At 42.2% G+C, this 13,661-nt stretch carries 11 protein-coding genes; 9 read left to right on the top strand and 2 right to left on the bottom strand.

The window, feature by feature from the left end:
* Positions 1 to 111: 111 nt before the first annotated feature.
* Both ABFY09_RS07260 and ABFY09_RS07265 read left to right on the top strand, forming a co-directional pair.
* A complete protein-coding gene (locus ABFY09_RS07260) occupies positions 112 to 1,308 on the top strand; it encodes an amino acid aminotransferase (RefSeq protein ID WP_347983637.1) in 1,197 nt (398 codons plus the stop codon).
* 147 nt (positions 1,309 to 1,455) lie between these two features.
* Positions 1,456 to 2,082, top strand: a complete 627-nt coding sequence (locus tag ABFY09_RS07265; protein WP_347983638.1) for a DsbA family protein — start codon at positions 1,456 to 1,458, stop codon at positions 2,080 to 2,082.
* A 25-nt stretch (positions 2,083 to 2,107) separates the two neighbouring features.
* Here the strand turns inward: ABFY09_RS07265 and ABFY09_RS07270 are convergent, their stop codons facing one another.
* Entirely contained in the window at positions 2,108 to 3,688 is a 1,581-nt protein-coding gene (locus ABFY09_RS07270) for an aminotransferase class I/II-fold pyridoxal phosphate-dependent enzyme (protein WP_347983639.1), read from the bottom strand.
* A gap of 151 nt (positions 3,689 to 3,839) precedes the next feature.
* On the opposite strand from ABFY09_RS07270, the gene ABFY09_RS07275 reads away from it, so the two are divergent.
* Together ABFY09_RS07275 and ABFY09_RS07280 are read left to right on the top strand one after the other, a co-directional pair.
* Entirely contained in the window at positions 3,840 to 5,057 is a 1,218-nt protein-coding gene (locus ABFY09_RS07275) for a cysteine desulfurase (protein WP_347983640.1), read from the top strand.
* A 7-nt stretch (positions 5,058 to 5,064) separates the two neighbouring features.
* Positions 5,065 to 5,457 (top strand): SufE family protein, encoded by a 393-nt coding sequence (locus ABFY09_RS07280; RefSeq protein WP_347983641.1) that lies wholly within the window; start codon positions 5,065 to 5,067, stop codon positions 5,455 to 5,457.
* Positions 5,458 to 5,508: 51 nt separating this feature from the next.
* Here the strand turns inward: ABFY09_RS07280 and ABFY09_RS07285 are convergent, their stop codons facing one another.
* Positions 5,509 to 6,417: a LysR substrate-binding domain-containing protein gene (locus ABFY09_RS07285; protein ID WP_347983642.1), complete on the bottom strand. Its 909-nt coding sequence runs from the start codon at positions 6,415 to 6,417 to the stop codon at positions 5,509 to 5,511.
* Positions 6,418 to 6,602: 185 nt separating this feature from the next.
* Between ABFY09_RS07285 and ABFY09_RS07290 the strand changes: the two genes are divergently transcribed.
* The 5 genes from ABFY09_RS07290 to ABFY09_RS07310 all read left to right on the top strand — a co-directional run bounded on the left by ABFY09_RS07290 (position 6,603) and on the right by ABFY09_RS07310 (position 13,598).
* On the top strand, positions 6,603 to 8,435 hold the full coding sequence (locus ABFY09_RS07290) for an ABC transporter ATP-binding protein (RefSeq protein ID WP_347983643.1): 1,833 nt from the start codon (positions 6,603 to 6,605) through the stop codon (positions 8,433 to 8,435).
* Positions 8,436 to 8,481: 46 nt separating this feature from the next.
* Positions 8,482 to 10,011, top strand: a complete 1,530-nt coding sequence (locus ABFY09_RS07295; protein ID WP_347983644.1) for an ABC transporter substrate-binding protein — start codon at positions 8,482 to 8,484, stop codon at positions 10,009 to 10,011.
* A gap of 66 nt (positions 10,012 to 10,077) precedes the next feature.
* A complete protein-coding gene (locus ABFY09_RS07300; RefSeq protein WP_347983645.1) occupies positions 10,078 to 11,001 on the top strand; it encodes an ABC transporter permease in 924 nt (307 codons plus the stop codon).
* A gap of 3 nt (positions 11,002 to 11,004) precedes the next feature.
* Positions 11,005 to 11,856: an ABC transporter permease gene (locus ABFY09_RS07305; protein WP_347983646.1), complete on the top strand. Its 852-nt coding sequence runs from the start codon at positions 11,005 to 11,007 to the stop codon at positions 11,854 to 11,856.
* Complete coding sequence (locus ABFY09_RS07310; RefSeq protein ID WP_347983647.1) at positions 11,853 to 13,598, top strand: peptidase M14; 1,746 nt, start codon at positions 11,853 to 11,855, stop codon at positions 13,596 to 13,598. The genes ABFY09_RS07305 and ABFY09_RS07310 overlap by 4 nt, the downstream gene beginning before the upstream one ends.
* The last annotated feature ends 63 nt before the right edge of the window (positions 13,599 to 13,661 follow it).

The raw sequence follows: 13,661 nt of genomic DNA on the forward strand, positions 1-13,661 counted from the left end.
CTGTCTTTCAATTTATAGCGGTCAATGGCGTCTTGGAGTAACATTGGCCTTGATTTTTATATCTTCTAATTCCTAATAAAAACAGACAATAACCCTCTTGGGGGAGTTACCATGTTTGAACATATCCAAGCGGCTCCTGCAGACCCTATTCTTGGTCTAAATGACGCTTATAAAAATGACACTAATCCTAACAAAATTAACTTGGGCGTTGGTGTTTACAAAGATGAGCAAGGCAATACGCCCATTCTGAAAGCGGTAAAACAAGCAGAAGAGCGCTTGTTAACCAAAGAAACAACCAAAAGTTACCTTAGCATCGAAGGCGCGCCAGCCTATCGAAGCGCAGTGCAAAAACTTTTGTTTGGCGAAGACCACAACATCATCACCAAACAGCTTGCTCAAACTGCCCATACTCCTGGCGGTACAGGCGCATTGCGTGTTGCAGCAGAATTCATTAAAAAGCATTTACCAGAAGCCACGATTTGGGTCAGTAACCCAACTTGGGCAAACCACCAGTCTGTTTTTCAATCCGTTGGTTTGGAAGTGGGCAGTTACGCTTATTACGACGCTAATAATAAATCGTTAGATTTTGAAGCGATGTTGGCAAGCTTGTCTCAAGTCCCTGAAGGAGACGTGGTGTTACTACATGGTTGCTGCCACAACCCAACAGGTGTCGATCCAACACCAGAGCAGTGGTATCAATTAGCTAAGCTTTGCAATAAACAAGGCTTCTTACCTTTGTTTGATTTTGCTTATCAAGGTTTTGGACAAAGTCTAACCGATGATGCAAAAGGCTTACGTACTTTCTTAGAACACGTTTCAGAGATGCTGATTGCCAGCTCTTTCTCGAAAAACTTTGGCCTGTACAACGAACGAGTCGGTGCGTTAACCATTGTTTGTGATACAACAGAGCAAGCTGAAACCACGTTTACTCAAGTAAAACGCTGTATTCGTACCAACTATTCTAATCCGCCTTCTCACGGTTCTGCGGTGGTTGCTGAGATTTTGAATGACCCAGAGCTGTATGCATTGTGGGAAAGTGAGTTAGCTGACATGCGCACACGCATTCATGAAATGCGTAGTTTGTTTGTTAATACATTGAGAGCCAAAGGCGTTAACCAAGACTTCTCCTTTATTTCTCAACAGCAAGGCATGTTCTCTTTCTCTGGATTAACACCAGATCAAGTAGCTCAGCTTCGCCAAGATTACGGTATTTATATCGTAGGTTCAGGACGAATCAGTGTTGCTGGTATGACACACGATAATATGGAACCACTTTGTGATGCCATTGCTGCAATCTTAAAAAACTAAGTTTAAATAGTTTTTCTAAAACGGCTAATGAATAACTTCATTAGCCGTTTTTTTATGTCTATTGCGCTCAGGCGTATTGTTTTATCACTAAATAGGCTGTTACCTTATGGATCACTTTTTTGTCGATATTGAGAATTGGAGCCATAAATGACGGCCACATTAATTTACTGTTACGACCCAATGTGCAGCTGGTGCTGGGGATTCAGTCCAACTTGGACGAAATTACAAAAATCCTTACAAGGTTTAATCGACTCGGATCAATTAACAATACAACCGCTATTGGGTGGCTTGGCAATTGATTCTGATCTTCCAATGCCAGAAGACATGAAATACAAACTAGAAAGCACTTGGAAGAACATCCAAATGACGCTGGGGACAGAATTTAACTTCGATTTCTGGCGCACGGCTTCTCCTCGTCGTTCTACTTATCCAGCTTGTCGAGCCTGCTACGTAGCAAGAGACACAGGTTTAGAAGAAGAAATGTACCATGCCATTCAAAAAGCCTATTACCTTGAAGCGAAAAACCCTTCAGACATAGACACTTTAACGGAATGCGCAGAGCACATAGGGCTTAAAGCAGACAGCTTCCAGAAAGCTATGTCACACGTTAAAAATGAAAAGCTTCTTGAAGAAGAAATCGAACAAGCAAGACACCTTGGCTTAAACTCTTTCCCTTCATTAGCACTGCTGATTGGAGATAGACTTATGCCTATCCCGCTGGATTACAAAGACCACACCAGCATGTTAGAAACAATAAAAAAGGCGCTTTCATAGCGCCTTTATTCATTCTACTTTCTAACTAGCCAAAGTCGTGATTGATGAGATCAAGCATGGGATTATAAAGCGGCTCAGTGCTGGCATTGCGTGATTTCTTATCACTGTCTTCTGTTGCTTTGTCAGAAGATTCGCTCTCTACACTCCCTTCTGTCGCTTTAGCTTCAGGCGCTACTTCTTCAGACTCAATTTTCTCAGGTACAATTTTTTCAGAATCGGGCTCTTCAACTGTGATTTCTTCTACAGCCAAGCCTTCCTTCTCATGCTGATTAATTGCCAAATGCTCCGACAAAGCGTTTGCCAATGGTTCAACATCATCTAATGTTACATTCACGGCTAACCAGTGATTCGCATCTGGCTCATGACTCACTAATGCACCAGGAACAATCGCATGCCTAAACATCGCTAATAACGAGGTTAAACTACTGACATCTAAAGGCTCAGATAAATGCATCCAAAGTGACATTCCACCTTTGCTTGTCGCAAAGCTAATATGCTCACCAAGACGAGCTTCTAAATGTGCTTTTACTCGTTCAGAGTTTGCCCAAACATCTCTTGCTCGGCGTGTTAATGAGCGCTTACTATTGGGCTGCAAAGCCTCACTTAATGCCGTTTGTTGGGCATCGCTAAGCGCCATATCCGCACCAAGAAACGCACCTTCCAGCAAAGCCTGATATCGACCCGATAAACACCAACTAGCTGAGCGGCCAAAGCCTTTTGATTCAACACCTCCGATATAAACAATGTGATCCGATTGATCTAAAGACTTATAAGTCAAAATCGGACCAGCACGATAGGCAAGGTGCGAACACAAATCCCATTCGATCACAGGCAATTTCATTTCTTCGATTATGGCAAGCCAGCGACGTAAGCTTAAGTTACTAATTAGCTGCCCTGCCGGAAAAGAAAACTGACCCGGTAACACAATTAAGCTAATGGATTCGTCTCGTAGACAACGAATAGCCAAGTCCAAATCGACACCTCGATCACCTGCGCTTATTGTAATCACTTGCCTTCCAAGGCTCTGCAATGTCGTTGTCAATCTTGGGTCACAAGGCTCCAATACAAGCACTGTGTCGTCTCGCTTGGTTAAAATTTGAACGCTCTGAGTAAAAACTGCTAACGGAGAATGACCAAGCCAAAGTTGCGAAGCATGAGCCTTGATACCTAACCCTTTCAAATAGTCACTCACAGACTCACGAGCCGTTAATTGTCCTTTTCCTAATACAGGTAAATGAAAATCGTCTTGACGAGTAGCAGGGTTCAAGAAGGCATCGCTTTGATCAACTAATGCGCCACGATGAGTAAGGCAAGACCACGCTGGTTTCACGCCTTCGCTGGAGAGTTTTTGGAGAGTTTCACCTGCCAGCAATAAAGCAGGTTTAGTGTTGCTTCGATGACAAACAAAATAGCCAGATTTAGGACGAGATTCAATCCAGCCATCTTTCGTTAAAAGCTCATAACCATGTATGACTGTGTTTAAGCTCAAGCCCAAGTCTTTTGATAAGACTCGTAAAGATGGCATACGATCGCCGGGCACAATGGACTCTTGTGACATTTGATCTAAAAACCAATCCACAACACCTTTGTATAAAAAATCTGCCACTGTCTTGTACCTTTTCTATTTGTCATTTTATGATCTGTTATCAATCATTATATCTGTACAAAAAAAACGCAAGTAAAAGACCAATAATTGGCGATTTTTATGGCAGTTAATATACAATTCCTGCGTTTTACTAGTGAGATACGCAACGAACATGGTTTTTGATCCTTTATCTATTCGCTCTTCTTTTCCAATTTTGAATCAAATGGCCCATGGCCATCCGCTTGTGTATCTGGATAATGCCGCGACCACTCAAAAGCCATTAGCGGTATTAAACGCCATTCAAAATTATTATATGAGCGCGAACGCTAACGTTCATCGTGGCGCACACTTTCTCAGTGACAAAGCCACTAATCAATTTGAAGCCTCTCGCCAGACAGTCGCAGAATTTATCCATGCGCCACAAGATAGCCATATCATCTGGACAAAAGGCACAACAGAAGCCATTAACATGGTGACTTATGGTGTAGAACATTTATTAGAGAAAGGCGATGAGATTGTCGTAACCAGCTTAGAACACCATGCCAATCTAGTTCCTTGGCAACAATTGGCATTAAGAACAGGGGCTGTATTACGTATTTTGCCGATGCCGTTGAATGCTCAATGGCACAGTGAGATGAGTGATTACTTTAATAAGAAAACCAAAATAGTCGTGGCGACTCAGGTATCGAACGCTATTGGTGTACAAACACCTTTGTCAGAGATTTTACGTCACGCCAAACAATATGGCGCGCTGACGTTGGTAGATGGCGCGCAAGCGGTGGCGCATTATTCTGTAGATGTAGAAACCCTAGATTGCGACTTCTATGTTTTTTCTGGACATAAAATGTATGGTCCAACGGGCATTGGTGTTTTGTATGGAAAAACGTCTGCATTAGGCACCTTATCGCCTTATCAAACAGGTGGAGAAATGGTGCGAAAAGTGTCTTATCAGACGGCAGAATTCAACGATTTACCTTATCGATTAGAAGCTGGAACACCAAATATCGAAGGCGCGATTGGCTTGGCGGCGGCCTGTGATTTCATAAAGCAACAAGATCGAGAGGCGTTATTAGATTGGGAACAATCCCTCGCCGCTCATGTTTATAAACGACTTTCTCATAACGAAAACATTAAGATTCATTCGCCTGAAAACAACACAACCTTGGTTTCCTTATCTGTACCCAATATTCATATTATAGATTTAAATTCTTACCTAGATAGCCAAGGCATCGGCGTTAGATCTGGATCACACTGTGCCCAACCTTTAATGTCAAAGCTTGGTGTCGAAGGCACATTACGCGCTTCTTTTGCTTGTTATAATACGATGAAAGAAGCTGATCGCTTCTGTGATGTATTAACAGAAGCCATCGACTTATTGGGCGAGGATTGAGTTTCCCATGGCAAATTACCTAGAAATCAAACAACAGCTTCAAGCTTGTCGTAGCAAAGAAGACACCTTTAAAACGCTTGTCACGTTAAGCAAAACTTTACCTAGACTCTCAGCCGAAGAGAAAACAGAACAACACAAGGTGAAAGGTTGTGAAAGTGCGGTTTGGCTGATCATGGAAGAAATAGACGGCATTCGTCACTTTAAAGCCGACAGCGACGCCAAACTCATGCGTGGCGTGTTGGTCGCCATTCTAAGTTTGGTGGAAGGAAAAACCTTTGGTGACATTCAATCTATGGATTTAAAAGCAGAGCTTACTGAACTCAATTTATCCAGTTACTTAACCAGCTCACGCACTAATGGTGTATTTGGGATTTTAGACAAGATTACAGTTTCCGCTTGAATCTTAAACATTTAAAGCTTAAAAAATTTTAAGACTTAAAAAAGAGCCACTTTAAGAATGCACTATGAATTCAGGCATCAAAGGCACAACGCTTTTAATCGTCTGAATGAAGTTATGCAGTGATTCATGAGGCTTTATGTTTGTCGGATACGCCATGCCATATGGATAAGCAATATTCGGCTCAAACTCTCTCACAATCACGCCTTTTCCCTTCCAAGCATTGGCTGCAAAAGGTTCTAAGATACCAACGGATAACCCTGATGCAATAATGGCATAAGCCGTATGAGAGGTGTCGATATGAATATTTTGATGAATTTGATCTTTTATTGGTTCAAGGACTTTTTCGAGCTGATTCCAATAACCAGGGTATGTATCTATCACGGAAAGTACCGACTCCCCAACCAAATCATTCACCGTAACCCGCTTTTTATCTTTTAGTCTATGTTGTGTGTGCATAGCAAAAACAAAGCGCGCATCACCAATAAATTTTCGCTCTATTCCTGCCAGTTGAGGAAGCTCCAGACCAAAGGCTAAATCAACCGCATTGGTTTGCAATTTCATCGCAATTTCCGCCATGGGTAAGGTTTGAATACTCACCCTTTCATCTGGGTAAAACTTTTTATGCTCTTTCAAAGCAAGCGGTAATAATGAACTGGATATCGCCGAAGTACAGGCAATTTTCAGTTCATTTGGTGCCCTATTACGAATTCTATCAGCCACCGATTCCAATTTTTGTATTCCCAAAAAGCTTTCTTCCACGGAACGAAAAAACTCCGCCGCTTCAAGCGTTGGGTATAAACGGCCTTTACGGCGGTCAAACAAGGTAAAACCCAGAGAGCTTTCTAAATCACTTAATAACCGACTTACAGCGGGTTGAGATATATACATTTTTTCGGCGGCCGCTGAAGTCGTGCCCTGCAACATAGTGTATCGAAATGCTTCAATCTGACGAAATTTCATACATCACCCATAATGTTTTGTTATCAACTATTCGTAAATATAAGTAGATATAATGGCATTAAGTTTTCATTATAGAAATAAGCAAAGTGCAAAAATGATTATATTACGTCTAAATCTTAACCCTTTGCTAAAGGAACAAACCCAATTCGTTAACCTAAAACTATATTAACAAGGGACGATTCACCGTGATAGAAGACGCAAACTCGACCATCCTGACTGTCAAAAACTTATCCGTTCAATTCTCAGATTCTAAAGTAATTGAAGAATTAAGTTTCAATGTTCAACAAGGTAGAACACTCGCCATTGTAGGTGAATCAGGCTCTGGCAAGTCTGTTACATCACAATCTATTATGCGTTTAGCTGAAACAATGGGCGCTCATTACCCCGAAGGAGAAATACTCTTCTCCACGGACGAAGGAAAAGTCGATCTTCTGTCTTTATCGCAAGAGAAAATGAGATCAATTCGTGGCAAAGACATTGCAATGATTTTTCAAGAGCCAATGACCTCATTGAATCCTGTCTATACCATTGGAGATCAAATCTCTGAATCTCTTTCTTTACACAAGAAGCTCAGCAAAATGGAAGCGCGTGAAGAAAGCATCAATTTGCTAAAAATGGTTCGCCTTCCTGACGCAGAAGACATGCTAAATCGTTATCCACATCAACTGTCCGGTGGTATGAGACAACGTGTGATGATCGCGATGGCGTTAGCTTGTCGTCCAAAAGTACTGATTGCTGATGAGCCAACAACGGCACTGGATGTGACGATTCAGGCACAAATATTAACCATACTGAGCGACTTACAAAAAGAGCTCAATATGGCGGTGATTTTCATTACTCATGATATGGGTGTTGTGGCAGAAATCGCAGACGATGTTGTGGTCATGCTAAAAGGGAAAAAAGTAGAAGAAGGCCCAGTCAAAGAAATCTTTACCAACCCTCAGCATCCTTATACTCAAGCTTTATTATCCGCTGTACCAAAACTCGGCAGTATGACGGGTGAAGCTTTTCCAAAGCGTTTTCCGATTAACTCCATTGAAAATGGCGAGCTGCGCTTAATTGGCGAGGAAAAAACACAAGACACCGCACGCTATGACAAGAAGCCTCTCCTGTCTGTTAAAAACCTCGTGACACGTTTCGATACTAAAAAAGATTTCTGGGGGCGTGCTACCCACCGAGTCCATGCGGTAGAAAAGGTCAGCTTTGATATTTACCCAGGCGAAACGCTCGCACTGGTTGGAGAATCGGGGTCTGGTAAATCGACCATTGGCCGTACGATTCAGCAACTACAAGAAGCCACCAGCGGCGAAATTAGCTTTGAAGGCAACCCGTTTTACAACATGATGAAGGCGGAACAACAAAAGCTACGCCAAGAAATTCAATACATTTTCCAAGACCCACTGGCGTCACTTGATCCAAGAAAAACGATTGGTTTTTCTATTGCCGAGCCGATCAAAACCCATAATCTCATTCAGGGTGAAGCCAATATCCAAAAGCGAGTTCATGAGCTGCTAGAACGCGTAGGATTAACCGCTGAGCACGCTAAACGTTATCCTCATCAATTCTCTGGTGGACAACGTCAGCGTATTTGTATCGCTCGGGCGCTCGCTTCTAACCCTAAACTCATCATTGCCGATGAAGCCCTTTCTGCTCTAGACGTCTCGATTCAAGCTCAAATCATCAATCTCTTTATGGAGCTTCAAGAAGAGCATGGCATTGCTTATTTATTCATTAGCCATGATATGGCAGTGGTTGAAAAAATGAGCCATCGTGTGGCGGTTTTGTATCTAGGTCAAATAGCGGAACTCGGTTCTCGCCAACAGGTACTTGAAACACCAACCCATTCATACACAAAGCGTTTGTTGAGTGCAGTCCCTGTAGCTGACCCAACCGTTGAACGAAGTTTAGGTCGCCTTACAGGTGAAATTCCAAGTCCTGTCAGGCATGTAAGCGATGAGCCTCTCATCGTATCTCATACAGAAGTTGCACCGGGTCATTTTGTCGCCGACGCATCTTAAAAAATAATAATTCCCTCATATCACAAAAAAACGGAGCACTATAAGAATGAACACCAAACAATATTTTTCGATGGCATTAAAGTCCATCGCGATGGCCACCAGCATCACAGCGGCAAGCTTGAGCTTCGCCAGCACGTTAACCGTCTCTTCTCCTCAAGATCCGGGTAGCTGGGATCCAATCGATACCTTTTTAATAAACTGGGCATCAGTTTCTACTAACATTTATGATGGTTTAACCTATCGTGGCCCAGATCTTAAATTACAACCTGGCCTTGCGACATCATGGCAGCAGCTTGATAACGGCACCCGTATTCGCTTTAACTTGCGCCAAGGCGTGACGTTTCATAATGGCGAGAAATTTGACGCTTCCTCGGTAAAATTTACTTTTGATCGCCTCATGGGAGACGAAGGTAAAAAAGGCCCTCAACGCTCGAACTATGCCGCCATTGAATCCGTTGAAGTAATTGACAGCAATACGGTCGATTTTCATTTGAAAGCCGCTGATCCAGTATTGCTAACCAAGCTAGCAGGCTATGGCGCGATGATTGTGCCACCTAAATACATTCAAGAAAAAGGCGAAGACTTCTTTAACACTCATCCTGTAGGAACAGGCCCATTCAAGTTTGTTTCGTACGAGCCTAAAGTGGACATCAAGCTAGAAGCTTATGACAAACATTGGGGTGGTGCACCGAAGTTGTCGAATCTAAACTATCGCTTTATCAGTGAACCTTCTACAGCGGTTGCGGAGCTGCAATCTGGTCGCGTTGACTTGGTGATTCCTCCGACTATTCCAATCGGTATGATCAGTACGATAGAAGAAAGCCCTGAATTAGATGTTGTTACCACAGTTAGCCCAAGTGTTTATGCTCTACGCTTTAATACTAAAAACGGCATCACTAAAGATGAACGTGTTCGAAAAGCATTAATCTACGGTGTTGACCGCCAAGCGATTATCGATTCGATTTTGGGTGGACAAGCTTCTGCGATAAGCAGCTTCCAAAGCCCTATTTCGTTTGGTAATGACCCTAAAATGTCCCCTCTTCCATATGATCCAGCGAAAGCAATGCAGCTTCTGAAAGCCGCTGGAATCAAACCAGGTACGAAAGTTCAAATCGACATTCGAGGCAATGATTCAACCTTCAATGAAGTGACTCAAGCCATTGCCAGTTACCTACAGATTATTGGTTTGAATGCGACGATTAAGCCTTATGAAACCAGCGTTCTTATCAATGACATTGTGCCTGCAGGGAAAACAGGAGAAATGTTCCAACAAGGTTGGGGTGGCTGGACGTTAGATTATGACAACACCGCTTACTTCATGTATCACACAGGTGAAAAATGGAACCCTTACGATAGCGACCCAGAGCTTGATAAGCTTTTGGAATCTCAACGCTCTCTTACTGATACTAAAAAACGTGAAGAGATCCTTAAATCTATTGCGAATTACACGGCTGATAGAGCGTTAGAAATGCCGCTTTATAATCTAAATGCCATTTTCGCTGTATCCAAAAAAGTAAAAGGCTTTGTTCCTGTACCTGATAGTCGTATGCGTTTAAATAATGTGACTGTCGAATAATCGAAGAAAACATGATTGCTTCGTCTCTAAGGCGAAGCAATCTCTATGATTAATAAGGGAACACTCATGGCTAATTTTTTAGTAAAAAGATTATTACAGGCAATATTTGTACTCTTTGCCATTACGCTACTGGTCGCCTTCGCAATTCGTCTAACAGGCGATCCCGCTCTCATGCTCACTCAAGGAGCAGGCAGTGTTACCGAGGCCGATTTAGTACTGATTCGTGAAGCATTAGGTATCAACAAACCTTTCTTCGCTCAATATTTTGAATTTATTGTCGGGTTATTTAGCTTTGATTTCGGCCGCAGCTTTTTAGGCGGCACGCCTGTCTCAGACCTGATCAGTACATCACTGCCAGCCACTCTTATACTGGCTGTGTCTGTTATGCTGATTTCTATCGTGATCTCTATTCCTCTTGGTATCAAAGCCGCCGTATCAAAAGGAAAATGGGCAGATCAGACGATTCGTATCGTGTCTTTAGTTGGCTTATCTTTCCCAAATTTCTGGCTAGCGTTGATGTTGGTGTTGGTGTTTTCCATCTGGCTGCAATGGCTACCGCCTAGTGGCATGTACGGCTTCACGAGCTTCTTAATGCCTGCTTTCACCATGGCCATCATATTAACAGCAACAAATGTTCGTTTAGTGCGTTCCTCTATGTTGGAAACCTTACAAGCGCAATACATTATGGTCGCTCGTGCAAAAGGCTTGAGCGAAAACACGGTTCTGTACAAACACGCTTTACGTAATTGTGCCATTCCTCTGATTACCTATTTCGGTTTGCAGTTTGGTGGGTTACTGGGCGGCATTGTTGTGATCGAACGCGTGTTTAATTGGCCCGGTTTGGGATCTTTAGCATTCGATGCGGTAAGTGGTCGCGATTACCCTGTACTGCAAGCTGTAATCACTATTCTGTCCATGCTTATCGTCAGCGTTAACCTTTTGGTTGATATTGCCTACGGCTTAATTGATCCACGTATTCGCACGGAGTAAAAGATGATGACTAATCGTTTTAGTTCAAGCTTATCCAGATATAACAGCTTAGAGTTTATTCTTGGCGCTCTTCTTACTGGTGGGATTTGTTTTCTTGTTATTTTTTCAGATCTGATCTTTCAAAGTGCCGATAAAATTAATTTATCCGCTAGACTATTAGCACCCTTTGCTGATCCTGAGCACATTTTCGGCACAGATCCTCTTGGTAGAGACATTCTTGCCCGAGTTGTTTCCGGTGGAACCGTTTCTTTACAGGTGGGCTTTTTGTCTGTCGCAGGGGCTGTCGTCTTTGGTGTGATTATGGGCCTTATCTCTGGCTATTACCGTGGTTTCTGGGATGTCATCGTTATGCGCTTTGCAGACATCCAATTAGCTATGCCCTTTATTCTTTTGGCTATTACTTTTATTGCCATTGTGGGTGGTGGTTTAGCAAATATGATCTTTTTGTTAATCATTTCCCAGTGGGTGCAGTACGCCAGACTCGTTCGTGGTTCTGTTTTATCTTTAAGAGATCGTGAGTTTATCCAATCTGCACAAGCCATTGGTGTAAGCAGTTTTAGTATTTTATTCCGCCATCTTTTACCGAATCTAATCGGACCGGTGATTGTCTTAATGACACTGAACGTTGCCAATAACATCTTGTTAGAAAGTAGTTTAACTTTCCTTGGGCTTGGTGTAGATCCTCTCACTCCTAGCTGGGGTGGTATGCTCGCTGATGGTCGTACTTATATTCAAAATGCTTGGTGGGTGAGTGTTTTCCCGGGTGTCGCTATTTTATTAACAGTACTTGGTCTAAACCTACTTGGAGATTGGCTACGAGATAGCTTGGATCCAACGGGTAAAACATCACGATGAGTTCTATTTTCTCCACGCACATTTCTCTCACAACGGATTGGCTGATCAAGGTATTTAGCCAATCCGAATACCAAAACTGTACCCTTGAAGCTTGGGTATTTGCTGACAAAACACACAGACAAAAGGCAGAAACAGCACTTCAAAAATTGGGTATAAAAGCCAAAATACGAAGCGCCTATAAACCATTAATTCATTTTTTTATGGAAGATCTTCCCTTCCCAAAAAACGATATTAAAGCGATACAAGTCACCTATCCGATTCATGATGCTGCACCAGAAAAACGTTTTTTATTAGAGGCTTACCCGTTATCTACTCTGATGGAAAAACAGACAGTTGAATTCATTGGCAGCCAAAAACATCAAGATCACTATGAAGTAGTTTTGATATTAGCCTCTGGTGAATCTCATAGTTTTAACGTGTTTGCGCCAAATCATGTGCACTCAACTTTAATCAATGAACAACATTTGTCCCCAACAGGCTGGATAAAAATCACTCATCCGAGTCGAGGTGTTTGTAAAAATGAGCAACTCATTACCGATTATGAGCAACTCTTTAATCAAACTATAAAGGCTATTAGCCAGCATTCATGGCAAGAAAAAGAGCCTTATTTTGAAGAACTAAAAATCACGGTTCATCTTCCTTATCAAGACCAAGATTTACCTTATGAGCATGAATCAATGAGCCTAAGAGAAGCTTTACATGAAGACCTTTATTTCTCTATTCTCGAATGGTTCAAGGTGAAAAGTGGTTATCTTGCCCATGGCAGAGAAGGACAAATAGGCCATATTGTTCCAGATATTCTTTATACAGAAGATCATCAAGCCAGTGTTCACATTGAGCTACAAACCTATCAAATACGGAATTCTAAAGGCTTTCAATCTCTTGAGAACGCCGCAAGAGCCATTAGCCAAGAGCAAATAGAAACAGAATTAAATAAGATTGAAGGAGAGTCATTTTTCACTCAAACCATTACTGGCAGACAAGTTAACGGACGTTATCATCAAGGTTCAGATCAACCTGTTATGATTAGTGGCGGCCAGCATGCGAATGAAACATCGGGTGTCATTGGTAGTCTAAAAGCCGCACAAGCTCTCGCTCAAAAAGCTTCCAGCCATTTCTGTATTTCTCCTTTAGAAAACCCTGACGGTTACGAGCTGCACCAGCGACTTATTCAGAATAACCCCAAACATATGCACCACGCTGCGCGCTATACAGCGCTCGGAGATGATTTAGATAACCGAAAACAAGAACCTCTATATGAAAAAAATATTCGCCAACAGGCAAAGCAAATGAGTCAGGCTTGTTTACATATTAACCTTCATGGTTATCCGTCCCATGAATGGATACGACCATTATCAGGTTATATTCCTTATGGCTTTGATATGTGGACAATTCCCAAGGGCTTCTTTTTAATGCTGCGCCACAATGGCGAAGAAAAATGGCTAAACTACACAGAAAAATTTCTGCAATTTGTGACAGCTAAACTGAATCAGGTTCCAGGCCTTATCTCTTTTAATAAAAAGCAAATCGACCTCTACACCCAATACGCTGGTGAGGTTAACTTCCGTTTTATTAATGGTATTCCATGTCTAATTAATCAGGTGCAAAATCCTGATGTGCCAGTGCAACTTGTCACAGAGTTTCCCGATGAAACCCTTTATGAGGACGCTTTTATTCTTGCTCATCAAGCGCAGACAGCAACCGTACTAGCAGCCTATGAAGCCCATCAGCTATTCGCTTAACCTTTAATTCTAACTTCACTTTAAGCAAACGCAGAAACGAGCCTGCGTTTGCTTATCTAATAT

The organism is Marinomonas sp. 5E14-1 (assembly GCF_039939215.1).
Taxonomy (GTDB): domain Bacteria; phylum Pseudomonadota; class Gammaproteobacteria; order Pseudomonadales; family Marinomonadaceae; genus Marinomonas.